Here is a 23,734-nt window from a genome sequence, read left to right on the forward strand (position 1 = left end):
TCCACTTCTCTATGAAATTTGTAGGGTTATGACAACTTAGCGACAAATTGCTGTCCAAGGCACTCAACACCATAACAAAGCGATGCTGAACCACGCCTCGCACATTCGAATTCTTTAGGAGTGACCATGCGCTTTTCGCCTGGCCTGTTACTGCTGCTTCCCCTGATGAGCCCCTTGGCTCACGCCGAACTGATCGATGATGTGTTTGATCGCGGTGAGCTGCGCATCGCCCTGGAGGCCAACACCCCGCCCTACAACTTCAAGGACGGTGAGAAACTCAGCGGTTTTGAAGTTGAACTCGGTGAACAACTGGCCAAAGAGATGGATGTGCGCCCCTCGTTTATCACCACCGATGACAGCGACCTGCTGCCCGGCGTGGCAACTGGCAAGTACGACGTGGCCATCAATCATATCGCTATGACTGCCGAGTTGCAGGATCGGTTCGATTTCAGTGAGCCTTATCGCGACAAACCGGAGTTGGCCATTGCGTTCCAGAAGGGCAACCCGGCGTTCAAGGCGAGCCTGGGCAAGGCGCTGCAACGGGTGAAGGCCGATGGACGGTTGAAGGCGCTGGCGCAGAAATGGTTCGAAGGCGACACAGCGGCAGTCAAGGCGCAGTAGATCAAATGTGGGCCAGGGCTTGTGCCGCCTCAAGCAACTCCAGCTCACTGAACACCAACACTCCATGGCGCTTGAGCAGCGCCGCCGTGACGCCCTCGCCGCTCACCTTCACGCCGCTGAAGCTACCGTCATAGGTCAGCACATTGCCGCAGGACGGGCTATTGGCCTTGAGCACGGCGATCTGGATCTGGTGGCGCTGCACCAGCACCAACGCCTGGCGGGCGCCGTCGAGGAAGGCGGCGCTGAAGTCCTCGCCCGCAGCGGTCAGCACCTGGGCGCGGCCCTCCCACACGTCGATGCCCTGCCCGCCTGGAATCTCGGCGGAAGGCCTGGGCGTGGGCAAACCGCCCGACACTTCCGGGCAAATCGCAACCACACGGCCTTCGGCCTGCCACGCCGCCAGTTGATCGAACGGCCCGCTGGCGCCGCCGTCGTAGCGCACCTTGTGCCCGAGCAGGCAGCGGCTGACGAGAATTTTTTGCATGCTTAAAACGGCTCGTTGCCGCGCCGGCGAAACCAGCCGGTCAGCGACAGGCGCTCGCGGGTGGCGGGCAGGACTTCGTGGGGAACTTCTCCAGACAGGAACACCACCAGGCAACCGCCGCTGGGCACCACGTCATGTTCGACGCCGTCCTTGAGGTACATGCGCAACTGGCCGCCCTGCTCCGCCAGCCACTCGTCGTTCAGGTAGATCACCGCCGAGACCGAGCGCCGGTCATCGTCGCGAAACCGGTCCAGGTGCCTGAGGTAAAACGCCCCCGGCGGGTACATCGCGAAGTGGCCTTCAAAATCTTCCAGGCCGAGGAACAAGCTGCGGTTTATCGCCAGGCGCAAGCTATCCAATACCGCCATATAGCGGTCACAGACGGCGGAGTCGCCCTCCTCTAACCACTGGATATGGTCGCCGCGTATGCCCTCGCGAATCTCCTGGGCCGGCCCGCGCCCGACCGCCGCCGGTGCCAGTTCACCTTCAACCGCACGTTTACGGCACTCAGCCGCCAGTTCCAGGGTCAGAGCCTGGGGCAGGAAGCCGTTCTGCTGCGACCAGCCCTTTTCGGCCAGGTCGTCGACAATGCGTTGCAGCAATGGGTGATCGAGGGGTATTTGCATGGCGCGCATAGTATCCATACGCCTGTGAATCCAACAGGGCCGTTGAGCGTCTGAACGCACTTTAGTCAGGTGACTGATAGGATTTCTCGACAAATCCTACGCCCGACACGGACAATAGTGGCCGACTGACAGGAGTCCATATGCGTCGTTTGTTTTTTTCCTTGCTGATGTTCTGCGTTTTGCCCGCCTGGGCAGACGGCCATGACCTGTTGTACAAGGTCGCCGGCTGGGCCGAACAACGTGCGCATTTCAATGACGCCCTCAGTGCCGCCCAGCAACGCTACCGCAATAGCCTGCCGCCGGCGGTGTACCAGGCGCTGGTCGACAACAGCAATAAGCGCTTCGCCGCCCAGGCCATGGACCGGCGCGCCGAAGCCCAGTTGCGCAAGCGCCTGGCGGACCCAGCGCCAGCCCTGGCGTTTTTTCAATCGCCGCTGGGGCGCAAGATTATCGCCGCCGAATTGCTCGCCACCCGCCGCGACCAGTTGGCAAAAAATGCCCAAGGCCTGCCGCACATCGAAGCCGACGCCACCCGCAGCCTGATCATCGGCCACCTGGCCCAGGCCCTGCCTGCCCGTGAAGCCGGCGCCGAAGTCAGCCTGGCGATCGCCGGCGTGGCGGCCGACAGCTTGAGCCAGATGATTCCCGGCCTGTTGGGCGGCGGCCAGGCCCAGGGCATGTTGGATGGGCAACGCGAGCGGCTGATGCAACAGATCGGCAATGACCTGAACAACACGCTGCTGTACGTCTATCGGGATTTGTCCGACCCGGAGCTGGAAGAGTTCGCTACGTTTGCCGAGTCGCCGCAGGGTAAAGCGTATTACCAGGCGGCACTGGCAGCGGTACGCGCAGGCTTGGCGGTCGGTCAAAGCACTTCCAGCCTGGCGCAGTAACAAAATGTGGGAGGGGGCTTGCCCCCGATGGCGGTGGGTCAGTATCAGATGTGCTGACTGACACCCTGCTATCGGGGGCAAGCCCCCTCCCACATTTTCACCGCGTTATTTCAGGTGGTCGGTGAGGTACTTGAAGTACTCATTGCGAATCTCGGGAATCTCATTGGCCAAGTGATGCCGGCCACGCTTGAGCATCAACACCTCAGGCTGATCGAACTTGCCCCGCAGCATCTTCAGGTTGTGCTGCCAATCCACCGTCATATCCTCTTCGCCCTGCACAATCAGCGGCCGCCGCGGGCTGCGCGGTGCGGCTTCGATTTGCTTGATCCAGCGCGCCAGTGCCCCGACCCAGGCGGTCGGCAGTTGGCGCGGCTGCAAGGGGTCGGCTTCGAGGAACGGCTTGAAGGCCGGGTCATTGGTGTTTTCGCTGAACCGCCGGGCGATGCCTTTGACGAACGGCCGCAGCAGGTAATAGCTGACCTGCGACCAGCCCCACCCACGCGGGCGCACCAAGGGTGAAAGCAGAAAAGTCTTACCCTGGGCCGGGCTGTCGACGCCATGGTTGAGCAAGTGATCCACCACCACCGCGCCGCCGGTGCTTTGCCCGAACAGGTGCCAGGGCCGGGGCAGGTGCAGCGATTCGGCCTGGGCGAACAGCGCCTGCACCACGTCCTGGTACACCGCAAAATCATCGATGCTGGCCCGCACCCCGCTGGACAAGCCATGCCCCGGCAGGTCGCAGGCGATCACCACAAACCCCTGGTCCAGCGCCCAGTCGACCACGTGGCGGTACAGCCCCATATGGTCGTAGAACCCGTGGAACATAAACATCGTCGCCACCGGCACGGGCGGCCACCACACTTGGGCGACCACCTCGAAGCCATCGACCCCGAAGCGGCCAAGACGGCTCACCGCCGGCACCTTGCGCGCGCTCAGGTCCAGCCCGTAGAAACGCTGGTAGACCCGCGCCTCGGCGCTGAGCGGCTGCGCATCCACCAGGGGCCGCAAGCTGTCGCGCAGATGATCGGGGTCAAAGGTAACGGGCATAAGAGGTTCCAGACTTGGGGGCTTCACGCGCTGCGCAGAGGAATATCGAGCTGCGATATTCATCTGTCGGGGCAAGCATGGCAAGCTACGCGTCCTTCGAGGATTGATCTGAATGCGACAACCCTACCGCACCACCCTGTTCGCCAGCCTGGTGCTGCTGCTCTGCGCCGGCGTGTTATGGGCCGCGTATGACTGGTTCCAGGGACGCTACCTGCGCACCTTCAACGAACACACGGCGGTGTTTTCCGGCGACGCCCTGCGCCTGCCCGACGACCTCGCCGGCCCCGGCCCGATCCGTCTCGTGCATTTCTGGGACCCGGCCTGCCCGTGCAACGTCGGCAACCAGCAGCACCTGGGCGAGTTGATCGAGCACTACGCGCCCCAGGGCGTTGAGTTCTACGCCCTGCAAAAGCCCGGCAGCCACGGCCAACTGCCCGACAACCTGCGCCAGATGAAAATCCTCAGCAGCCTGCCCGGCGCCGATCAAATACCGGCGACCCCGGCCGTGGCGATCTGGGACCGCACAGGCAAGCTTGCGTATTTCGGGCCCTACAGCGAAGGGCTGACGTGCAACGCCAACAACAGCTTTATCGAGCCGATCCTCAAAGCCCTTGAAGCGGGACGCGCGGTGAATGCCACTCACACCCTGGCGGTGGGCTGCTATTGTTCGTGGCCAACCGGTTCGTAGCCCGCCGCCCCACTCTTGGTAAGGAATGTTCATGAAGCGCGTCTTGCAGGTTCTCGCGGTGCTGCTGGCGCTGGTTGCCGTCGGCGCCGGCTGGTACGTCTACAGCAAGCAACCCACCCGCCAGGGCGCAGTGACGCTGGCGAACCTGCAAGGTTCGGTCACGGTGCGCTACGACGACCGTGGCGTGCCGCATATCCGCGCCGAGAACGAGACCGACCTGTACCGCGCCCTGGGCTACGTGCATGCCCAGGACCGGTTGTTCCAGATGGAAATCATGCGGCGCCTGGCTCGCGGCGAATTGGCCGAAGTGCTCGGCCCCAAGCTGCTGGAGACCGACAAACTGTTCCGCAGCCTGCGCATTCGCGAACGGTCCGCCACTTATGTCGCGCAGCTGGACCATGAGTCAGCGCACTGGAAGGCCCTGCAAGCCTATCTGGACGGAATCAACCAGTATCAGGACACCCACGCCAGCCCGATGGAGTTCGACGTGCTGGGCATCCCGAAGCGGCCGTTCACCGCAGAGGACACCATCAGCGTCGCCGGGTATATGGCCTACAGCTTTGCTGCGGCGTTTCGTACCGAGCCATTGCTCACGTATGTACGCGACCAGTTGGGCAGCGACTACCTGAACGTGTTCGACCTCGCCTGGCAACCCAAGGGCGCGCTCAACCTGGCCGCCAGCGACTGGCAACGCCTCGGCGCCATTGCAGCCCTGAGCGAACAGGCCCTGGCCGATAACGGCTTGCCGCAGTTCGAGGGCAGCAACGCCTGGGCCGTCAGCGGCAGCCGCACCCAGAGCGGCAAGCCGTTGCTGGCGGGTGACCCGCATATCCGCTTCTCGGTGCCGTCGGTGTGGTACGAGGCGCAGCTGTCGGCGCCGGGCTTTGAACTGTATGGCTATCACAACGCGCTGGTGCCGGTGGCGTTCCTGGGGCACAACCTGGATTTCGGCTGGAGCCTGACCATGTTCCAGAACGACGACCTCGACCTGATCGCCGAGAAGGTCAATCCGCAAAACCCTAACCAGGTCTGGTACCACGGCCAATGGGTCGACATGAGCAGCAGCGAGCAACAGATCGCGGTCAAGGGCCAGGCACCGGTCACCTTGACCCTGCGCCAGTCGCCCCATGGCCCGATCATCAATGACGTGCTCGGCGAGAACGCCGGCAAGACGCCGATCGCCATGTGGTGGGCGTTCCTCGACACCCAGAACCCGATCCTCGAAGGTTTCTACCAGCTCAACCGCGCCGACACCCTGGCCAAGGCCCGCGCCGCAGCAGCCAAGGTCTCGGCACCGGGCCTGAACATCGTGTGGGCGAATGCCAAGGGCGATATAGGCTGGTGGGCGGCGGCGCAGTTGCCGATCCGTCCGGCGGGCGTCAACCCCGGGTTTATCCTCGACGGCAGCACGGCCCAGGCCGACAAGCTGGGCTTCTACCCGTTCAGCGCCAACCCCCAGGAAGAAAACCCGGCGCGTGGCTATGTGGTATCGGCCAATGCGCAGCCGGTGTCGCCCAGCGGCATGGAAATCCCCGGCTATTACAACCTGGCCGACCGCGGCCAGCAGTTGAATGCGCAGTTGAGCGACAAAAGCGTGAAGTGGGAGGTGAACAACAGCCAGGCCCTGCAACTGGGCACCACCACCGCCTTCGCCCCGCGCCTGTTGGCGCCGCTGTTGCCGGTGCTGCGCGAGGTGGTCAAGGACCCGGCGCAATTGCAACTGGTGGAACAACTGGCGGCCTGGAAAGGCGATTACCCGCTGGACTCCACCAGCGCCACGCTGTTCAACCAGCTCCTGTTCAACCTTGCCGACGCGACCTTCCACCCGAAACTGGGCGACGGCATGTTCAAGACGCTGCTCAGCACGCGGGTGATCGACGCCGCGTTGCCACGCCTGGCCGCAACCCCGGACTCACCCTGGTGGAACGGCAAGCGCGCCGACACCGTCAAGCTCGCCTGGGACAACAGCCTCGCACACCTCAAGGCCACCCTCGGCGATGACCCGGGCCAATGGCAGTGGGGCAAGGCCCATACGCTGACCCACGGCCACCCGCTGGGCTCGCAGAAACCGTTGGACCTGATCGTCAACGTCGGCCCCTTCCCCGCGCCCGGCACCCACGAAGTGCCGAACAACCAGTCGGCCAATATCGGCCCGGCGCCATGGCCGGTGACCTACGGCCCGTCGACCCGGCGCCTGATCGACTTCGCAGACGTGCCCCACGCGCTGACCATCAACCCGGTGGGGCAAAGCGGTGTGCCGTTCGACAAGCACTATGGGGACCAGGCGGAGACGTATATCGAGGGTGGCTATGAGCAGGCGCATTTCAGCGATGAGGAAGTCACGGCTAATACGCGCGGCACGCTGAAGTTGCTGCCAGCACGCTGATCGCTTGGAAATCGATCAAAATGTGGGAGGGGGTTTGCTCCCGATAGCTGTGTGTCAGTCGATGCATATATGACTGAACCACCGCTATCGGGGGCAAGCCCCCTCCCACCTTGGATCTGCGGTGTTGTGCCTACACCGGCGGCGCGAAGTTGAGCCGGAACTGTTGTGGCGTCACCCCCAGCCGGCGGTTGAACACACTGCGCATGTGCTGGGCATCGCGAAACCCGCATTGATAGGCCACGGTCTTGAGCGGCGCGTGGCTGCTTTCGAGCATCACCCGCGCCGCGTCCACCCGCGCCCGCTCGACAAACTCCGCCGGGGTGATCCGCGCTTCACGGGCGAACACCCGGGAGAAGTTGCGCGCACTCATATTGGCGGCCTTGGCCAGGTCCGCAATGGTCAAATCGCCGGTCAGGTTGGCCAGCACATACAACTGCACCAGCACCACCGCCGAGGTGGCTTCGGCGTGGGGCGTGAGGAACGGACTGAACTGCGACTGCCCGCCGGAGCGCTGGGTGAACACCACCAGGCGCTTGGCCACGCTCAGCGCCACTTCGGGCCCGTGGTCCTGGGCCAGCAGGTACAGCGACAGGTCGATCCCCGCCGTGACCCCGGCCGAGGTGTAGAGGTTGCCGTCCTGCACGTAGAGGCGGTCGGCCTCGACCCGAGTGGTCGGGCACAGGCGCGCCAGGTCGGCGGCATCGCCCCAGTGCGTGGTGACCGTGCGTGCGTCGAGCAAACCGGCGCGAGCGAGTATGAAGGCGCCGTTGCAGATCGAACCGAAGCGCCGCGCCCTGCCTGCCGCTTCGCGCAGCCAATCATCAAACGGACGCCCGAAGTCCTCGAACGGCAGTTGTGGGCCGCCGGCTACCAGCAACAGGTCATACGCCTGCAAGGCTTCGCGGTAATGCCGATGGGCCTGCAACGACAGGCCGTTGGAACAGGCCATCGTGCCGTGGCCGATACCGATCACTTCCAGTTGGTAGTGATCTTCAGGCGCGAGAAAACGGTTCGCCTCGCAGAACACATCCATCGGCCCGGTCACGTCCAGTGACTGGACGCCGGGGAAGATCAGGATGGCGACAGTTTTGCTCATGAACAGGCACACCTTTACCTAACTGGATAAACACAGAACCCCTGTGGGAGGGGCGGTGCGACTTGCCGCCGATAGCAGAGTGTCAGTCACTGAAGCAGTGACTGATCCGCCGCCCTCGGGGGCAAGTCGAATCGTCGTACCGCCCCTCCCACCTTTGGATTTTCGCAGGCTTGGAGGGTGATATTGCCTGCTACACCCTAGCCGATTTTCACTTGGCACGATGTAGCGGCACATTGGCCGACATCGCACCCTCGTTGCGATAGCCCCTTCCCAGGCGCACGACCAGACTGGCTTCCTCGGCGCCACCCCGGCGCTTTCTTGCGGAGAACGACCATGAGCACCACCATCGCCGGCATCAAGATCCCGGACAGCGCCCTGGCCAAGGCCACCACCGACTATATCCGCGACGTCGAGTCCGACCTGCTCTACCACCACTCGCGCCGGGTGTTTCTGTTTGGCGCGTTGAGCGGTGAGCGCAAGCAACTGGCCTACAACCCGGAGTTGCTGTACGTCGGCGCGATGTTCCATGACCTGGGCCTGGTGCAAGGCCATCGCAGCGATGACCAGCGTTTCGAAGTCGACGGTGCCAACGCAGCGGCGGACTTCCTCACGCCGTATGGGCTGAGCGATGACGATATCGAGCAGGTGTGGCTGTCCATCGCACTGCACACGACGCCGGGTGTGCCGCAACATCTGCGCCCGACCGTGGCGCTGGTCACCGCCGGCGTCGAGATGGACGTGCTGGGCATGGACTACGCCGCGTTTACCCCCGTGCAGCGCGAAGCCGTGGTGCATGCGCATCCACGCGGTGAAGGGTTCAAGGAGTGCATCATCTGCGCCTTCGCCGACGGCTTGCGCCATCGCCCACAGACCACGTTTGGCAACGTCAAGACCGATGTGCTGGTGGATCAGGAGCCGGGGTTCAAGCCGATGAACTTTGTCGAGGTGATTCGCCAGTCGCCGTGGGCTGCGTAATCAACCTGGAATGCGGTCAAAACTGTGGGAGGGGCGGTGCGACGATTCGACTTGCCCCCGATAGCAGAGTGTCAGTCACTGAAGCTGTGACAGATCCACCGCCATCGGGGGCAAGCCCCCTCCCACATTTTTAAGCCGGTGTCGGCCGTTAGACCGGCGCAGGCGCCCGACGCTTGTCCGGCTGCTGCCAGCCATCGGCGGCGGCTTCTTCGATCGCTTGCTGGATGGCTTTCTTGCGCAGGTCTTCGGCACGACGGCTGAAGAACCACACCAGGAAGGTCACTAGCGACACCGCCAACAGAATCAGGCTGGCCACGGCGTTGATCTCGGGCTTAACCCCAAGGCGCACGGCCGAGAACACTTCCATCGGCAAGGTGGTCGAACCCGGGCCGGAGACGAAGCTGGCGAGTACCAGGTCATCGAGCGACAGCGCGAAGGACATCATCCCACCCGCCGCCAACGACGGCGCGATCATCGGGATGGTGATCAGGAAGAACACCTTCCACGGCCGCGCACCCAAGTCCATCGCCGCTTCTTCGATCGACAGGTCCAGCTCACGCAAACGCGCCGACACCACCACCGCCACATACGCCGCACAGAACGTGGTGTGGGCGATCCAGATGGTGACGATGCCACGTTCCTGGGGCCAACCGATCATCTGCGCCATGGCCACGAACAGCAGCAACAACGACAGACCGGTGATCACTTCCGGCATGACCAGCGGCGCGGTCACCAGGCCGCCAAACAGCGTGCGGCCCTTGAACTGGCTGATGCGCGTCAGCACGAACGCCGCCAGCGTACCCAGTGCCACGGCCGCGATGGCCGTGTAGCAAGCGATTTCCAGCGAGCGTGCCACCGAGCCCATCAATTGGGTGTTGTCCAACAGGCCCACGTACCACTTGATCGACCAACCGCCCCACACCGTCACCAGCTTGGATTCGTTGAACGAATAGATCACCAGGATCAGCATCGGCAGGTAGATGAACAACAACCCCGCCACCAGCATGAAGCTTGAGAAACTGACGCGCTTCATATCTTGCCCTCCATCTCTTTGGCTTGGCTGCGGTTGAACAGGATGATCGGCACGATCAGGATCGCCAGCATCACCACCGCCAGGGCGGAAGCCACCGGCCAGTCACGGTTGTTGAAGAATTCTTGCCACAACACTTTACCGATCATCAGGGTTTCCGGGCCGCCGAGCAGTTCCGGGATCACGAACTCGCCGACTACCGGGATAAACACCAGCATGCAACCGGCGATGATGCCGTTCTTGGACAGCGGCACGGTGATCTTCCAGAAGCTGTTGAAGGTGCTCGAACCGAGGTCCGAGGCAGCTTCCAGCAGGCTCTGGTCGTGCTTCACCAGGTTGGCGTACAGCGGCAGGATCATGAACGGCAGGTACGAATAGACCACGCCGATATACACCGCGATATTGGTGTTGAGGATTTGAATCGGTTCGTTGATCAGCCCAATGGACATCAGGAAGCTATTGAGCAAACCATTGTTGCTAAGGATGCCCATCCACGCATACACGCGGATCAGGATCGCGGTCCAGGTCGGCATCATGATCAGCAGCACCAGCACGGTCTGCATCTCTTTGCGCGCGGTGGCAATAGCGTAGGCCATCGGGTAACCGATCAGCAGGCACAGCAAGGTGCTAAAGAACGCCATCTTCAGCGAACCCAGGTACGCGGCGATGTACAACTCGTCGCCCGCCAGCAAGCTGTAGTTGGCGAGGTTGAGCACCAGTTGCAGCTTCTGCTCAACGTAGGTGTAGATCTCGGTGTAGGGCGGAATCGCCACATCGGCTTCGGCAAAGCTGATTTTCAGGACAATGAAAAACGGCAGCGCGAAAAACAGGAACAGCCACAGGAAGGGAATCCCGATGACCACCTGCTTGCCACTGGGGATTATGCGGTGCAAGCGCCGCTTGAATTTCTTCATGTTCATGAGCGAAGTACCACGCCGCTGTCGTCTTCCCACCACACGTAGACCTGGTCACCCCAGGTCGGCCGCTGGCCACGGCGTTCGGCGTTGGCGACGAAGGACTGCACCAGCTTGCCGCTCGGCAACTCCACGTAGAACACCGAGTGCCCGCCGAGGTAGGCGATGTCGTGGACCTTGCCGCTGGACCAGTTGTGCTCGCAGGTCGGCATTTCAGTGGTGACCAGCAGTTTTTCCGGGCGAATGGCGTAGGTCACCGACTTGTCTTCCACCGCAGTGGCGATGCCGTAGCCCACATAGATGTCACGGTCCAGGTCCGGGCACTGGAGCACCGCGTGGCCTTCGGCGTCGTCGACCACCTGGGTGTCGAAGATGTTGACGTTGCCGATGAACTCGCACACAAGCCGGCTGGTCGGCGTCTCGTAGATGTCGACCGGGCTGCCGATCTGCGCGATCCAGCCCAGGTGCATGATCGCGATGCGCTCGGCCATGGTCATGGCCTCTTCCTGGTCGTGGGTCACCATGACGCAGGTCACGCCGACGCGCTCGATGATTTCCACCAGTTCCAGTTGCATCTGCGAACGCAGTTTCTTGTCGAGGGCACCCATCGGCTCATCGAGCAGCAACAGTTTTGGGCGCTTGGCCAGGGAACGGGCCAGGGCCACACGCTGACGCTGGCCGCCGGACAACTGGTGCGGCTTGCGCTTGGCGTACTGGCTCATCTGCACCAGTTTGAGCATCTCGGTCACGCGGGCGTCGACTTCGGACTTGGGAATCTTGTCCTGCTGCAGACCAAACGCGATGTTCTGCGCCACAGTCATGTGCGGGAACAGGGCGTAGGACTGGAACATCATGTTGATCGGCCGCTCGTAGGGCGGCATGTCGGTGATGTCCACACCGTCGAGGTAGATGCGACCCTCGGTTGGGCGCTCAAAACCTGCGAGCATACGCAACAAGGTGGATTTGCCCGAACCCGAACCGCCGAGCAAGGCGAAGATCTCGCCTTTCTTGATTTCCAGGGACACATCGTCCACCGCAATCGTCTCGTCGAACTTCTTCGTGACCCGGTCGATTTTGACCAGCACCTTTTTCGGTGTCTGGTCGCCCTCGAGGGCTTTCTTATAGGCGCCGGAGGCAACTGCCATTTACGAAACTCCCGAAAAAAAAATGCAGTTCGCCCGAGGCGGGCGAACCCAGGATAATTTGAGCCTTACTTGCCCGTCTTGACCTTGGTCCAGCTACGGGTCATCAAACGCTGCACGTTCGGGGGTAGCTCGACGTTGACAAATGTCCGGTCGAGAACCGCCTGCGGTGGGTAAACCGCTTCGTCGGTGCGTATCGATTGTTCCATCAGTGTGTCCGCCCCTGGGTTAGGGTTGGCATAACCGACGTAATCACTGACCTGAGCGATAACCTCAGGTTGCAGTAAATAGTTGATGAAGGCGTGGGCCTCTTTGACGTTGGTCGCGTCCTTGGGGATCGCCAGCACGTCAAACCACAGGTTGCCGCCTTCTTTCGGAATCGCGTAGGCGATATTCACGCCCTTGCCCGCTTCGCTTGCGCGAGCCTTGGCCTGGAACACATCGCCGGAGAACCCGGCCGCCACGCAGATGTTGCCGTTGGCCAGGTCGGAGATGTATTTGGAAGAATGGAAGTAGGTCACATAAGGCCGCACTTTCAGCAGTTTCGCTTCGGCCTTCTTGTAGTCTTCGGGATTCTCACTGTTGGGGTTCAGGCCCATGTAGTTGAGCACCGCCGGCAGCATTTCATCTGCCGAGTCCATGAAGGACACGCCGCACTTCGCCAGCTTCTTCATGTTTTCCGGCTCGAACAGCACGGCCCAGGAGTCGATCTTGTCGACGCCCAGCACTTCTTTGACTTTATCGACGTTGTAACCGATGCCGTTGGTGCCCCACAGGTACGGCACCGCGTATTGGTTGCCCGGGTCGTTCTTTTCCAGACGCTTGAGCAGCGCCGGGTCGAGGTTGGCGTAGTGGGTCAGCAACGACTTGTCGAGCTTCTGGAACGCCCCGGCCTTGATCTGTTTGCCGAGGAAGTGATTGGACGGCACCACCACGTCGTAACCGGTACGCCCGGCCAGCAACTTGCCTTCCAGGGTTTCGTTGGAATCAAACACGTCATACACCGGCTTGATACCGGAGGCCTTTTCAAAGTTGGCCAGGGTGTCGGGGCCGATGTAGTCCGACCAGTTATAAACATGCACAGTCGATGCGGCCTGCACGCTGACGGCCAGCGTGATACCTGCACCTACCAGCAAGGCTTGGCGAAATAAAGAAAATGGCAAGTGGAGGTCCTCTTAAATAGTTGGGCCCAAAGTTGTTGCCCGGCAACAAAACCGGCGCGCAACTTACCCTCGATAAACCGATCCGGCAAAACTTTATGTCATTTAATGTGTGGGAGGGGGCTTGCTCCCGATGGCGGCGTACCATCCGAGAACATCGGCGACTGACACTCCGCCTTCGCGAGCAAGCCCGCTCCCACAGGTTTTAAGGCTTATTTGCCCGATTTGATTTTGGTCCAGCTGCGTGTCATTTCACGCTGAGTCGCCGCCGGCAAGTCGGCAATGGCATACAGCTTGGCTTGCACATCCGCTGGCGGGTAGATGCCTGGGTCGCTGGTGATGTCTTTGTCGACCAATGCGGTGGCTTTCTCGTTACCGTTCGGGAAACGCACGCTGTTGGTGATCGCAGCCATGACTTTCGGCTCGAGCAGGTAGTTCATGAACTTGTAGGCGGCTTCGACGTTTTCGGCATCTTTAGGGATGGCGACCATGTCATAGAAACTACCGGCGCCTTCCTTCGGAATGTCATACGCCACTTTGACCTTGCCACCGGCTTCAGCCGCGCGGGACTTGGCCTGCTGGATGTCACCCGAGTAACCCACGGCTACGCAGATGTTGCCGTTGGCCAGGTCGGAGATGTACTTGGACGAGTGGAAGTAGCCGATCGAAGGACGGATCTTCAGAAACAGGTCTTCGGCTTGCTTGAGGTCAGCCTTCTTCTGGCTGTCGGTCGGCAGGCCCAGGTAATGCAGCGCGATCGGCAACATTTCGGTTGGCGAATCGAGGAAGCTCACGCCGCAGCTCTTGAGCTTGGCGATGTTTTCCGGCTTGAGCAGGATGTCCCACGAGTCGATCTTGTCGACGCCCAGCGCGGCCTTGACCTTCTCCGGGTTGTAACCGATGCCGATCGAACCCCACATGTAGGGGAACGCGTGTTTGTTGTCCGGGTCGCTGATCGACACGGCCTTGAGCAGGGACGTGTTCAGGTTTTCGTAGTTGGACAGCTTGGACTTGTCCAGCTCCTGGTAGACGCCGGCCTTGATCTGCTTGGCGAGGAAGTTGTTCGACGGTACAACGATGTCGTAACCGGACTTGCCTGCCAGCAACTTGGCTTCGAGGGTCTCGTTGCTGTCGAATACGTCGTACACCACTTTAATGCCCGACTCTTTTTCAAAGTTGGCGATGGTGTCCGGAGCAATATAGTCGGACCAGTTGTAGACGTGCAGCACTTTATCGCCTGCCTGGGCCGCGCCCGCCATTGCGCCCATCAGGGACAACGCGAGGAGGGTCTTGCCAGCGTTCTTCAAACCTAATGCCTTCATTTGGTGATGCTCCGATTTTCTTTTTTGGACCGCAACATACTTCATCGATATATAGCTGTTTGGCAGCCCGTCGAAGGGCAGCAAAACAGGACAACAATCTGGCAAGTTAGGGGGCTGGCTTCAACCAACCCGCTCTTTTGTAACTGCCCGAACGCAGCGCCCAAGAGCGACTGCGTTCTGAGCCTAGCACCTAGCCCTGCAATGCCGCCAAAGTCAGGTCCAGGCAACGACGAGCCTTGGTCACCAGCTCGTCAATTTCGGTCTTGCTGATCACCAGCGGCGGCGAAATGATCATGGTGTCCCCCACGGCGCGCATGATCAGGCCATTCTCGAAGCAGAAGGTTCGGCAAATCATGCCAACGCCACGGCCTTCGTAACGCTTGCGCGTCGCTTTGTCCTGAACCAGTTCAATTGCACCGAGCATGCCAACACCGCGCACTTCACCCACCAAGGGATGATCAGCCAGCTCCCTTAGACGTTTCTGCAAATAGGGTGCCGTTTCGTCATGCACACGCTTAATAATTTGCTCATCGCGCATGATACGGATGTTTTCCAGAGCCACCGCTGCTGCCACCGGGTGACCGGAATAGGTGAAGCCGTGGTTGAAATCGCCGCCTTCATTCAGCACCGCAACCACCTCGTCGCGCACGATCAGGCCACCCATCGGGATGTAACCCGAGGTCAGGCCCTTGGCGATGGTCATCATGTCGGGCTTGAGGTCGTAGAAATCGCTGCCGAACCACTCGCCGGTACGGCCGAAACCGCAGATCACCTCATCGGCGACAAACAGGATGTCGTACTTGGCGAGGATTTCCTTGATGCGCGGCCAGTAGCTGTCAGGCGGCACGATCACGCCACCGGCGCCCTGGATCGGCTCGGCAATAAAGGCACCGACGTTGTCCACGCCCAGTTCCAGGATCTTCTCTTCGAGCTGGTTGGCGGCCCACACCCCGAACTCTTCGGGGCTCATGTCGCCGCCTTCGCCAAACCAGTAAGGCTGGGCGATGTGGACGATACCCGGGATCGGCAAGTCGCCCTGTTCATGCATATAGGTCATGCCGCCGAGGCTGGCGCCGGCCACGGTGGATCCGTGGTAGCCATTCTTGCGGCTGATGATGATTTTCTTGTTCGGCTGGCCCTTGATCGCCCAGTAGTGGCGGACCATGCGCAGCATGGTGTCGTTGCCTTCGGAGCCGGAGCCGGTGAAGAACACGTGGTTCATGCCGGCCGGTGCGACGTCGGAGATCGCCTTGGCCAGTTCCAGCACCGGCGGGTGGGCGGTCTGGAAGAACAGGTTGTAGTACGGCAGTTCTTTCATCTGCTTGGCGGCGGCATCAGCCAGTTCATCGCGACCGTAACCGATCGCCACGCACCACAGGCCGGCCATGCCGTCGAGGATCTTGTTGCCTTCGCTGTCCCACAGGTAAACGCCGCGGGCTTTAGTGATGATCCGCGGGCCTTTCTCTTTCAGCTGTTTGAAGTCGCTGAACGGCGCCAGGTGGTGATCATTGCTCAAGGCTTGCCATTCACGGGTTTGCGGGTTGTTGCTGGACATACCAATCTCCTAGACTTTTCAGTGAAGGGCGCACCGTTTAAAGGGCGCGCCCGGCGCATCAGACGGCAAAGAGCAGAAATTCCCGCTCCCAAGAACTGATCACGCGCTTGAAGTTTTCATGCTCGGCCCGCTTGACCGCGACGTAGCCCGTGATGAATTTGTGACCCAGGTATTTCTCGACGGTCTTGCTGTTTTCCATGCGTTCCAGGGCGTCTTCGATGGTCAACGGCAGGCGCAGGTTGCGCCGTTCGTAACCACGGCCGACGACCGGCGCGCTCGGGTTGTGCCCTTCGACCATGCCGATGTAGCCGCACAACAGGCTGGCGGCAATCGCCAGGTACGGGTTGGCGTCAGCGCCGGGCAGGCGGTTTTCCACACGACGGTTCTGCGGGCCGGCATCCGGTACGCGCAGACCGACGGTACGGTTTTCTTCGCCCCATTCCACGTTCACCGGCGCGGAAGTGTCCGGCAGGAAGCGGCGGAACGAGTTCACGTTGGGGGCAAACAGCGGCAGCAATTCCGGGATGAATTTCTGCAGTCCGCCAATGTGGTTGAGGAACAGTTGGCTCATGGTCCCGTCTTCATTGGAGAAGACGTTCTTGCCGGTGGCGAGGTCGATGATGCTCTGGTGCAGGTGCATCGCGCTGCCGGGCTCGCCGGTCATCGGCTTGGCCATGAAGGTGGCGGCCACGTTGTGCTTGAGCGCGGCTTCACGCATGGTGCGCTTGAACACCAGGATCTGGTCGGCCAGGGACAGGGCGTCGCCGTGACGGAAGTTGATTTCCATCTGCGCCGTGCCGTCCTCGTGGATCAGGGTGTCGAGGTCCAGCTCCTGCAGTTCGCACCAGTCGTAGACATCTTCGAACAGCGGGTCGAATTCGTTGGCCGCTTCTATAGAGAAGGACTGCCGGCCGGTTTCCGGACGGCCGGAACGGCCAATCGGCGGTTGCAGCGGGAAGTCCGGGTCTTCGCAGCGTTTGGTCAGGTAGAACTCCATCTCCGGCGCCACGATGGGCTGCCAGCCTTTGTCGGCGTAGAGCTTGAGGACTTTCTTGAGCACGTTGCGCGGCGACAGCTCGATCGGGTTGCCTTGCTTGTCGTAGGTGTCGTGGATCACCTGGGCGGTGGGCTCGATGGCCCACGGCACCAGGAACACCGCGTTCTGGTCGGGGCGGCAGATCATGTCGATGTCGGCCGGGTCGAGCAATTCGTAATAGATGTCGTCTTCGACATAGTCGCCGGTCACGGTCTGCAACAGAACGCTCTCGGGCAGGCGCATGCCTTTTTCGGCGATGAACTTGTTGGTCGGCGAGATCTTGCCCCGGGTGATGCCGGTGAGGTCGCCAATCATGCATTCGACTTCTGTGATCTTGTGGTCTTTCAACCAATCGGTGAGCTGGTCGAGGTTGTTACTCATAAATGCCTCTGGGCTGGGTTTCCTGACGTCCATTAAAGGTCAGGCTTTGGTTGACGCATCGGCGTCGCTGGTTCATCAGAGTGGGAGCTTAACCGCCATTTGGGGTGCCGTTGCACTCCTTAAGCAAAAGGCTTGCCTCCCGTGCAGGATAATGAGCGGCAACCGCAAAAAAGGCCGGATCGGCGTCATGGAAAGGGCGGGTGTAAAAAAATGAACGGGTAACGCGAACAGCATCCTGGCCGTCAAGAATAATGACCGGATCGAGGGAATTTATCGGGGATTGAATCGTCGACGGGAATGCGCGTTCGCAACATTCGAGATAGCTGTGAAAAGCATGCAGACCGACCTGTTTCGAGCAGGTGGTGATGCCGATTATCGGCAGGCCAGACATGAAGCACCCCGGTATTATTGCTGTTATGGGTTTTAATCGAGCTTAGCCTTGTTCATTTTTTTACACAACACCCCCGTAAAAAATACAACACGGCCCGCTCAAGCCTGCTAGTCCCGAGCCGGTCAAACCGACAAAACCGCCCCAAAAAGCCCCAAAAAAGCCCACCAGGCGCTTTTTTGGGGCAAAAAAGGCCTCGCTTGACTTCGGCATGCGGTTCGGGTTGACTGAAACCAGAAAAGATCAATGATTGATATTTTTAACAACAAAGGTGTTGCATCATGTCGGTACCCCCGCGTGCCGTTCAGCTTAACGAAGCGAACGCGTTCCTTAAGGATCATCCTGAGGTTCTGTACGTAGACCTTCTAATTGCGGATATGAATGGTGTGGTGCGCGGTAAGCGCATCGAACGCACCAGCCTCCACAAGGTTTACGAGAAAGGCATTAACCTGCCTGCCTCTTTATTTGCCCTGGATATCAACGGCTCAACGGTGGAAAGCACCGGCCTGGGTCTGGACATCGGTGATGCTGACCGAATCTGTTATCCAATCCCCGACACCCTGTGCAATGAACCTTGGCAAAAGCGCCCTACCGCGCAACTGCTGATGACCATGCACGAAATTGAAGGTGAACCTTTCTTCGCCGATCCGCGCGAAGTGCTCCGACAAGTTGTGAGCAAATTCGACGAACTCGGTCTGACCATCTGCGCTGCCTTCGAGCTTGAGTTCTACCTGATCGACCAGGAGAACGTGAACGGCCGCCCACAACCGCCCCGCTCGCCGATCTCCGGCAAACGTCCGCACTCGACACAGGTCTACCTGATCGACGACCTCGACGAATACGTCGACTGCCTCCAGGACATCCTGGAAGGTGCCAAAGAGCAAGGCATCCCGGCTGACGCCATCGTCAAGGAAAGTGCCCCGGCGCAGTTCGAAGTGAACCTGCACCACGTGGCCGACCCGATCAAGGCCTGCGACTACGCGGTACTGCTCAAGCGCCTGATCAAGAACATCGCCTACGACCATGAGATGGACACCACCTTCATGGCCAAGCCTTACCCAGGCCAGGCAGGCAACGGTTTGCACGTACACATTTCGATCCTGGACAAGGACGGCAAGAATATTTTTGCCAGCGAGGATCCCGAGCAGAACGCCGCATTGCGTCACGCGATCGGCGGTGTGCTGGAGACCCTACCCGCCCAAATGGCGTTCCTGTGCCCTAACGTCAACTCCTACCGTCGTTTCGGCGCACAGTTCTACGTGCCGAACTCGCCGTGCTGGGGCCTGGACAACCGCACCGTCGCCATCCGCGTACCGACCGGCGCGGCTGACTCCGTGCGTATCGAACACCGCGTAGCCGGTGCCGATGCCAACCCCTACCTGCTGATGGCTTCGGTCCTGGCAGGCATACACCACGGTCTGACCAACAAGATCGAACCGGGCGCTCCGGTGGAAGGCAACAGCTACGAGCAGAACGAACAAAGCCTACCGAACAACCTGCGCGATGCCCTGCGCGAGTTGGACGACAGCGAGGTGATGGCCAAGTACATCGATCCTAAATACATCGATATCTTCGTCGCCTGTAAGGAAAGTGAGCTGGAAGAGTTCGAACACTCCATCTCCGACCTTGAGTACAACTGGTACCTGCATACCGTGTAAGCGGTGGTTGCACTGAAAAAACGTCGCAGGCCTTTGGTCTGTGGCGTTTTTTTATGGGTTGCTTTTGGTAGACCGAGTTGGCCTTATCGGGAGCAAGTCGAATCGTCGCACCGCCCCTCCCACAGTTGAACGAGTTTTCCTGAAGAAACCGGTTCGAGTGTGGGAGGGGCGGTGCGACGATTCGACTTGCCCCCGATGGCGGCTTGGCAGACAACACAGGCTCCTGCTCATACAATGCCCGCTGCCTTGTAGGAGACTTCCATGACCACCCGCCCCGCCGCCCCTCGCAAACCCCGCGCCCGCAGCCAGGCCCGGATCGACGCGATCCTCGACGCCGCCCGAACGTTGCTGGCGTCCGAAGGCGTGGCCGGTTTGTCGATCTACAGCGTGGCCGAGCGCGCACAGATTCCGCCGTCGTCGGTGTATCACTTCTTCGCCAGTGTGCCAGCACTGCTGGAAGCGTTGACCGCGGACGTCCATGCGGCATTCCGCGCCGCAATCCTGGCGCCCATCGAGCATGATTCGCTCAAGTATTGGCGCGACCTGTCTTACATCGTCGAACAGCGCATGCTCACCATCTACAGCAACGACGCCGCCGCCCGCCAGTTGATCCTGACGCAGCACGGTTTGACCGAAGTGAATCAGGCGGACCGCCAGCACGATCTGGAGTTGGGTGACTTGATGCTGGCCGTATTCAACCGGCACTTTGAAGTGCCGAGCTTGCCTGCGGACATGGATGTGTTTGCGTTAGCGCTGGAGCTGAGTGATCGCGTGTATGCGCGCTCGGTGCATCAGCATGGGCTGATCACGCCGCGTATGGCGGAGGAAGGCATGCGGGTGTTCGATGCGTATATGGGGCTGTATTTGCCGGCGTATTTGCCCAAGCGGGGCGTTACTGCCTGATGGATGCGTCTCCGGGCCGGGCCTCATCGGGAGCAAGCCCCCTCCCACATGTTGAATGTATTCACAGATCAAAATGTGGGAGGGGGCTTGCGACGATTCGACTTGCTCCCGATAGCGGCCTCAAGCGATGAAGTGCGCCCCAGAAGTTGGACACCCATCCAACTCCTGGGGCTTTTTCATGAGCAAGTACACAACGCAGTTCAAGCTTTCCGCCATTACCGCCTTCCTGGAACGAGGCCGAGGCTTTCGCCATATTGCTGCTCGATTTCAAATGGACCCCACTTTACTTCGCCGTTGGGTGGAAGCTTACCGGCTGCACGGTGAGGCCAGTCTGAGTAGTACCGGTGGACGTTACAGTGCTTTGTTCAAGTTCTCCGTTCTGCAACGCATGTGGCGTGACTCCCTTTCTTTTCGCCGCGCAGCGGCACTCTTCAATCTGGGTGACTCTACCCAAGTGGGCAGATGGCAGCAGCAGTATTACAGTGGCGGTATTGAAGCCCTGGCCTCAGGGGAAAAAGGATCGAATACCGCTATGTCCAAGCTACCTGCTAAACCTCGAAAAACGGCCATTCCACTCACCGACCAAGAACGTGCTCACAAGGCTTTACTTGATGAACTCCAGTATTTGCGCATGGAGAACGCCTACCTAAAAAAGCTTGGGGAGTTAGGCGAGGCAGTGATGAGGCGCGAGAAAGAAGCGAAGAAAAAGCCCAATTAGTCTCTGAGTTGAGGCACAGCTTCCCCTTGGACCATTTGCTCAAGCTGGCTGGGCTCGCCCGCAGCACGTACTACTACCAACTCAAGGCGATGGACGGAGCAGACCGGTTCGTTTCGCTAAAAGCCTCTATCCAGAGCCTTCAAGACGAGCATAAGGGGCGATTCGGCTATCGCCGTATGACTTTAGCTCTGCGGAGCGACGGACAGTTGATCAACAGTAAAACTGTGCGGCGACTGATGGGGGAGTTGAGTCTGAAATGTACGGTGCGACCGAAGAAATACAGATCGTATCGAGGACCAATGGGAGAAGTATCGCCTAACATCCTGGCTCGTCAGTTCGAGGCTGAGCAACCGAATCAGAAATGGGTAACGGATGTCACCGAGTTCAAAGTGGCAGGCGAAAAGCTATATCTGTCTCCAGTTTTAGACTTGTACAACGGAGAAATTGTGGCCTATCAAACCGCCACGCGCCCCCAATATGCCCTGGTGGGCGACATGCTGGAACAAGCTCTTGAGCGCTTGCCTGAGGGCGTCAAGCCCATGTTGCACTCGGATCAAGGTTGGCACTATCGATACCCGAAGTACCGGGATCGACTAGAAAAAGCAGGGTTGGAACAGAGCATGTCACGCAGAGGAAACTGCTATGACAACGCCACAATGGAGAGCTTCTTCGGCACGTTGAAGTCAGAGTTTTACTACCGGGAAAGCTTCGAGAGTGTGGCTCAGTTGCAGGCTGGACTGGCTGAATACATCCATTACTACAACCATAAGCGAATCAAAACGAAACTTGGCGGACTGAGCCCTGTAGCGTACAGAGCCAGGTCCGCTGTAGCCTAACAATCACTGTCCAACTTTTGGGGCGCACTTCACGATCACAACTTGGCGATCGACACCTCGGTGGATTTCACAAAGGCAATCACCTCGCTGCCGATCACCAGCTCCAGCTCCTTGACCGAACGGGTGGTGATCACCGACGTCACGATGCCGGACGCGGTTTGCACGTCGATTTCCGAGAGCACGTCGCCTTCGACGATTTCCTTGATGGTGCCTTTGAACTGGTTACGCACGTTGATGGCTTTAATAGTCATGTCGTTTTTCCTTTAGGGGACAAGTGAGTTATTGCGCCCAACGCAATTGCGTAGGCAGCGGTGAAACAGGTTCGGGTTCCGGCGGGCTACCGGGCAGCGACAACACGCGGTTGAGCACTTGTGCTTCCAGCGCCGCCAGGCGATGCGAGCCTCGGGCGCGTGGACGCGGCAGGTCGACGATCAGGTCGAGGCCGATTTCGCCGTCTTCGATCAGGATCACCCGGTCGGCAATGGCCACGGCTTCGCTGACGTCGTGGGTCACCAGCAACACGGTGAAACCGTGCTTCTGCCAGAGGTTTTCGATCAGTTGCTGCATCTCGATGCGGGTCAACGCATCCAGCGCGCCCAACGGCTCATCGAGCAACAGCAGACGCGGCTGGTGAATCAGCGCACGCGCCAGGGCCACACGCTGCTTCTGGCCACCGGACAAGGCGGTCGGCCATTCATTGGCACGCTCGGCCAGGCCGACCGCTTCCAGCGCCTCCAGCGCCTTGGGACGCCAGTTGCCCTTGAGGCCGAGGCCGACGTTGTCGATGACCTTTTTCCATGGCAGCAGACGCGCTTCCTGGAACATCAATCGCGTGTCCTCAATCGCCTCGCTCAGCGGCGCGGCGCCGGCCAGCAGCTCACCGCTACTGGCTTTGTCCAGGCCGGCCAGCAGGCGCAGCAAGGTACTTTTACCGCAGCCACTGCGGCCGACCACAGCGACAAACTGGCCCGCCGGAATGTGCAGGTCGATGGCCTTGAGCACTTCCCGCGACCCAAAGGCCTTGCGCAACTTGCGCACCGCCAGCGGAATGCCGTTCAGCAGGCGCGGAGGTTGTTGAGCGGTCATGCCGCACCTCCTTTATTCACTTGATAGGCCGGATGCCAGCGCAGCCACACACGCTCCAGGCCACGCGCCGCGAGGTCGGCCAGCTTGCCGAGGACCGCGTACATGACGATGGCCAGCACCACCACGTCGGTTTGCAGGAATTCACGCGCGTTCATCGCCAGGTAACCGATGCCGGAACTGGCCGAGATGGTTTCCGCCACGATCAGCGTCAGCCACATAAAGCCCAGGGCAAAACGCACCCCCACCAGAATCGACGGCAGCGCGCCCGGCAGGATCACCTGGCGGAACAGGCTGAAGCCGGACAAGCCGTAGCTGCGCGCCATTTCCACCAGCGCCGGGTCGACATTGCGGATGCCGTGATACGTGTTGAGGTAGATCGGGAACAGCGTGCCAAGGGCGACCAGGAAAATTTTCGCGGTCTCGTCAATGCCGAACCACAGGATCACCAACGGGATCAGCGCCAGGTGCGGCACGTTGCGGATCATCTGCACCGAGCTGTCCAGCAGGCGCTCGCCCCACGTCGACAACCCGGTGATAAAGCCCAGGGCCAGGCCGATGCTGCCACCGATCACAAAGCCCAGGCCCGCACGCCAGCCGCTGATGGCCAGGTGCGTCCAGATTTCGCCGCTGCGCACCAGGTTGACCCCGGCCTCGATCACCGCACTCGGCGCCGGCAAAATGCGCGTCGACAACCAACCCGCCGACACCGACAACTGCCACACCGCCAACAGCAACACCGGCAGCACCCAAGGCGCCACGCGGTGGCTCAGTTTTTCCAGATTCATGGCG

The 23,734-nt window shown here is 60.4% G+C and carries 23 protein-coding genes; 8 read left to right on the top strand and 15 right to left on the bottom strand.

All coding sequences use genetic code 11. The annotated features are described in order from the left end of the window. Positions 1-126 precede the first annotated feature (126 nt). Complete coding sequence (locus tag ACS5Q8_RS27790) at positions 127-621, top strand: transporter substrate-binding domain-containing protein (protein WP_465159659.1); 495 nt, start codon at positions 127-129, stop codon at positions 619-621. Between the two features lies 1 nt (position 622). Here ACS5Q8_RS27790 and ACS5Q8_RS27795 read toward each other — a convergent pair whose 3' ends face one another. Then, positions 623-1,105 (bottom strand): 2-thiouracil desulfurase family protein, encoded by a 483-nt coding sequence (locus tag ACS5Q8_RS27795; protein ID WP_276195339.1) that lies wholly within the window; start codon positions 1,103-1,105, stop codon positions 623-625. A gap of 2 nt (positions 1,106-1,107) precedes the next feature. Then, entirely contained in the window at positions 1,108-1,740 is a 633-nt protein-coding gene (locus tag ACS5Q8_RS27800) for a 2OG-Fe(II) oxygenase (protein ID WP_276198006.1), read from the bottom strand. A gap of 131 nt (positions 1,741-1,871) precedes the next feature. Between ACS5Q8_RS27800 and ACS5Q8_RS27805 the strand changes: the two genes are divergently transcribed. Further along, entirely contained in the window at positions 1,872-2,624 is a 753-nt protein-coding gene (locus ACS5Q8_RS27805) for a DUF2059 domain-containing protein (protein ID WP_465159660.1), read from the top strand. 105 nt (positions 2,625-2,729) lie between these two features. Here ACS5Q8_RS27805 and bipL read toward each other — a convergent pair whose 3' ends face one another. Further along, positions 2,730-3,671, bottom strand: a complete 942-nt coding sequence (gene bipL, locus ACS5Q8_RS27810; protein WP_276195341.1) for a phospholipase BipL — start codon at positions 3,669-3,671, stop codon at positions 2,730-2,732. A gap of 112 nt (positions 3,672-3,783) precedes the next feature. Here bipL and ACS5Q8_RS27815 point away from each other — a divergent pair, with 112 nt between their 5' ends. Then, positions 3,784-4,359, top strand: coding sequence for a DUF6436 domain-containing protein (locus tag ACS5Q8_RS27815; RefSeq protein ID WP_247407550.1), 576 nt, complete (start codon positions 3,784-3,786; stop codon positions 4,357-4,359). Positions 4,360-4,390: 31 nt separating this feature from the next. Further along, entirely contained in the window at positions 4,391-6,745 is a 2,355-nt protein-coding gene (locus tag ACS5Q8_RS27820) for a penicillin acylase family protein (protein ID WP_465159661.1), read from the top strand. A gap of 130 nt (positions 6,746-6,875) precedes the next feature. On the opposite strand, the gene ACS5Q8_RS27825 is transcribed toward ACS5Q8_RS27820, so the two are convergent. Continuing rightward, positions 6,876-7,841, bottom strand: coding sequence for a GlxA family transcriptional regulator (locus ACS5Q8_RS27825; protein ID WP_465159662.1), 966 nt, complete (start codon positions 7,839-7,841; stop codon positions 6,876-6,878). Between the two features lie 333 nt (positions 7,842-8,174). On the opposite strand from ACS5Q8_RS27825, the gene ACS5Q8_RS27830 reads away from it, so the two are divergent. Beyond that, entirely contained in the window at positions 8,175-8,816 is a 642-nt protein-coding gene (locus ACS5Q8_RS27830; RefSeq protein ID WP_276195344.1) for an HD domain-containing protein, read from the top strand. Between the two features lie 148 nt (positions 8,817-8,964). Here the strand turns inward: ACS5Q8_RS27830 and ACS5Q8_RS27835 are convergent, their stop codons facing one another. From ACS5Q8_RS27835 to ACS5Q8_RS27870, 8 genes are all read right to left on the bottom strand, one after another. Then, positions 8,965-9,849, bottom strand: coding sequence for an ABC transporter permease subunit (locus ACS5Q8_RS27835; RefSeq protein ID WP_247402191.1), 885 nt, complete (start codon positions 9,847-9,849; stop codon positions 8,965-8,967). Then, the gene (locus ACS5Q8_RS27840; RefSeq protein WP_426099944.1) at positions 9,846-10,766 is read right to left on the bottom strand and encodes an ABC transporter permease subunit; all 921 of its coding nucleotides are present in this window, start codon (positions 10,764-10,766) and stop codon (positions 9,846-9,848) included. Before ACS5Q8_RS27840 ends, ACS5Q8_RS27835 begins: the two co-directional genes overlap by 4 nt. Next, positions 10,763-11,905, bottom strand: coding sequence for an ABC transporter ATP-binding protein (locus ACS5Q8_RS27845; RefSeq protein ID WP_276195345.1), 1,143 nt, complete (start codon positions 11,903-11,905; stop codon positions 10,763-10,765). The genes ACS5Q8_RS27840 and ACS5Q8_RS27845 overlap by 4 nt, the downstream gene beginning before the upstream one ends. 65 nt (positions 11,906-11,970) lie before the next feature. Next, complete coding sequence (locus ACS5Q8_RS27850; protein ID WP_426099943.1) at positions 11,971-13,065, bottom strand: polyamine ABC transporter substrate-binding protein; 1,095 nt, start codon at positions 13,063-13,065, stop codon at positions 11,971-11,973. Between the two features lie 209 nt (positions 13,066-13,274). Then, on the bottom strand, positions 13,275-14,369 hold the full coding sequence (locus ACS5Q8_RS27855; RefSeq protein ID WP_276198008.1) for a polyamine ABC transporter substrate-binding protein: 1,095 nt from the start codon (positions 14,367-14,369) through the stop codon (positions 13,275-13,277). A 205-nt stretch (positions 14,370-14,574) separates the two neighbouring features. Beyond that, the gene (locus ACS5Q8_RS27860) at positions 14,575-15,939 is read right to left on the bottom strand and encodes an aspartate aminotransferase family protein (RefSeq protein ID WP_426099942.1); all 1,365 of its coding nucleotides are present in this window, start codon (positions 15,937-15,939) and stop codon (positions 14,575-14,577) included. A gap of 58 nt (positions 15,940-15,997) precedes the next feature. Next, on the bottom strand, positions 15,998-17,356 hold the full coding sequence (locus tag ACS5Q8_RS27865) for a glutamine synthetase family protein (protein ID WP_426099941.1): 1,359 nt from the start codon (positions 17,354-17,356) through the stop codon (positions 15,998-16,000). Positions 17,357-17,444: 88 nt separating this feature from the next. After that, positions 17,445-17,747 carry a glutamine amidotransferase gene (locus ACS5Q8_RS27870; RefSeq protein WP_276195347.1) on the bottom strand — a complete coding sequence of 101 codons (303 nt, stop codon included), beginning with the start codon at positions 17,745-17,747 and terminating at the stop codon, positions 17,445-17,447. Positions 17,748-18,025: 278 nt separating this feature from the next. Here ACS5Q8_RS27870 and ACS5Q8_RS27875 point away from each other — a divergent pair, with 278 nt between their 5' ends. The 3 genes from ACS5Q8_RS27875 (at position 18,026) to ACS5Q8_RS27885 (ending at position 21,859) form a co-directional block, all read left to right on the top strand. Then, positions 18,026-19,402 carry a glutamine synthetase family protein gene (locus ACS5Q8_RS27875; protein WP_247402177.1) on the top strand — a complete coding sequence of 459 codons (1,377 nt, stop codon included), beginning with the start codon at positions 18,026-18,028 and terminating at the stop codon, positions 19,400-19,402. A gap of 261 nt (positions 19,403-19,663) precedes the next feature. Then, on the top strand, positions 19,664-20,305 hold the full coding sequence (locus tag ACS5Q8_RS27880; protein ID WP_276195348.1) for a TetR/AcrR family transcriptional regulator: 642 nt from the start codon (positions 19,664-19,666) through the stop codon (positions 20,303-20,305). 178 nt (positions 20,306-20,483) lie between these two features. Then, a protein-coding gene (locus tag ACS5Q8_RS27885) for an IS3 family transposase (RefSeq protein ID WP_465159113.1) occupies positions 20,484-21,859 on the top strand; the annotation gives its coding sequence in 2 pieces (ribosomal slippage) (positions 20,484-20,984 and positions 20,987-21,859; 1,374 coding nt in all). A gap of 35 nt (positions 21,860-21,894) precedes the next feature. On the opposite strand, the gene ACS5Q8_RS27890 is transcribed toward ACS5Q8_RS27885, so the two are convergent. Genes ACS5Q8_RS27890 through ssuC form a run of 3 tightly spaced genes read right to left on the bottom strand, consistent with a single transcriptional unit; the run spans position 21,895 to position 23,730 of the window. Further along, complete coding sequence (locus ACS5Q8_RS27890) at positions 21,895-22,110, bottom strand: TOBE domain-containing protein (protein WP_003213899.1); 216 nt, start codon at positions 22,108-22,110, stop codon at positions 21,895-21,897. 28 nt (positions 22,111-22,138) lie between these two features. Beyond that, the gene (gene ssuB, locus ACS5Q8_RS27895; protein WP_276195349.1) at positions 22,139-22,945 is read right to left on the bottom strand and encodes an aliphatic sulfonates ABC transporter ATP-binding protein; all 807 of its coding nucleotides are present in this window, start codon (positions 22,943-22,945) and stop codon (positions 22,139-22,141) included. Further along, a complete protein-coding gene (gene ssuC, locus ACS5Q8_RS27900) occupies positions 22,942-23,730 on the bottom strand; it encodes an aliphatic sulfonate ABC transporter permease SsuC (RefSeq protein WP_443697281.1) in 789 nt (262 codons plus the stop codon). The genes ssuB and ssuC overlap by 4 nt, the downstream gene beginning before the upstream one ends. Between the last annotated feature and the right edge of the window lie 4 nt (positions 23,731-23,734).

This window comes from Pseudomonas sp. PAMC25584, from assembly GCF_058135675.1.

Bases quoted from the DNA above. Each gene is read 5' to 3' on its own strand.
- ACS5Q8_RS27865 (WP_426099941.1), bottom strand. From the start codon at position 17,356: ATGAGTAACAACCTCGACCAGCTCACCGATTGGTTGAAAGACCACAAG.
- ACS5Q8_RS27835 (WP_247402191.1), bottom strand. From the start codon at position 9,849: ATGAAGCGCGTCAGTTTCTCAAGCTTCATGCTGGTGGCGGGGTTGTTG.
- ACS5Q8_RS27795 (WP_276195339.1), bottom strand. From the start codon at position 1,105: ATGCAAAAAATTCTCGTCAGCCGCTGCCTGCTCGGGCACAAGGTGCGC.
- ssuC (WP_443697281.1), bottom strand. From the start codon at position 23,730: ATGAATCTGGAAAAACTGAGCCACCGCGTGGCGCCTTGGGTGCTGCCG.
- ACS5Q8_RS27815 (WP_247407550.1), top strand. From the start codon at position 3,784: ATGCGACAACCCTACCGCACCACCCTGTTCGCCAGCCTGGTGCTGCTG.
- ACS5Q8_RS27790 (WP_465159659.1), top strand. From the start codon at position 127: ATGCGCTTTTCGCCTGGCCTGTTACTGCTGCTTCCCCTGATGAGCCCC.
- ACS5Q8_RS27840 (WP_426099944.1), bottom strand. From the start codon at position 10,766: ATGAACATGAAGAAATTCAAGCGGCGCTTGCACCGCATAATCCCCAGT.
- bipL (WP_276195341.1), bottom strand. From the start codon at position 3,671: ATGCCCGTTACCTTTGACCCCGATCATCTGCGCGACAGCTTGCGGCCC.
- ACS5Q8_RS27825 (WP_465159662.1), bottom strand. From the start codon at position 7,841: ATGAGCAAAACTGTCGCCATCCTGATCTTCCCCGGCGTCCAGTCACTG.
- ACS5Q8_RS27805 (WP_465159660.1), top strand. From the start codon at position 1,872: ATGCGTCGTTTGTTTTTTTCCTTGCTGATGTTCTGCGTTTTGCCCGCC.
- ssuB (WP_276195349.1), bottom strand. From the start codon at position 22,945: ATGACCGCTCAACAACCTCCGCGCCTGCTGAACGGCATTCCGCTGGCG.
- ACS5Q8_RS27860 (WP_426099942.1), bottom strand. From the start codon at position 15,939: ATGTCCAGCAACAACCCGCAAACCCGTGAATGGCAAGCCTTGAGCAAT.
- ACS5Q8_RS27830 (WP_276195344.1), top strand. From the start codon at position 8,175: ATGAGCACCACCATCGCCGGCATCAAGATCCCGGACAGCGCCCTGGCC.
- ACS5Q8_RS27870 (WP_276195347.1), bottom strand. From the start codon at position 17,747: ATGTCTGGCCTGCCGATAATCGGCATCACCACCTGCTCGAAACAGGTC.
- ACS5Q8_RS27890 (WP_003213899.1), bottom strand. From the start codon at position 22,110: ATGACTATTAAAGCCATCAACGTGCGTAACCAGTTCAAAGGCACCATC.
- ACS5Q8_RS27845 (WP_276195345.1), bottom strand. From the start codon at position 11,905: ATGGCAGTTGCCTCCGGCGCCTATAAGAAAGCCCTCGAGGGCGACCAG.
- ACS5Q8_RS27875 (WP_247402177.1), top strand. From the start codon at position 18,026: ATGTCGGTACCCCCGCGTGCCGTTCAGCTTAACGAAGCGAACGCGTTC.
- ACS5Q8_RS27820 (WP_465159661.1), top strand. From the start codon at position 4,391: ATGAAGCGCGTCTTGCAGGTTCTCGCGGTGCTGCTGGCGCTGGTTGCC.
- ACS5Q8_RS27800 (WP_276198006.1), bottom strand. From the start codon at position 1,740: ATGCGCGCCATGCAAATACCCCTCGATCACCCATTGCTGCAACGCATT.
- ACS5Q8_RS27880 (WP_276195348.1), top strand. From the start codon at position 19,664: ATGACCACCCGCCCCGCCGCCCCTCGCAAACCCCGCGCCCGCAGCCAG.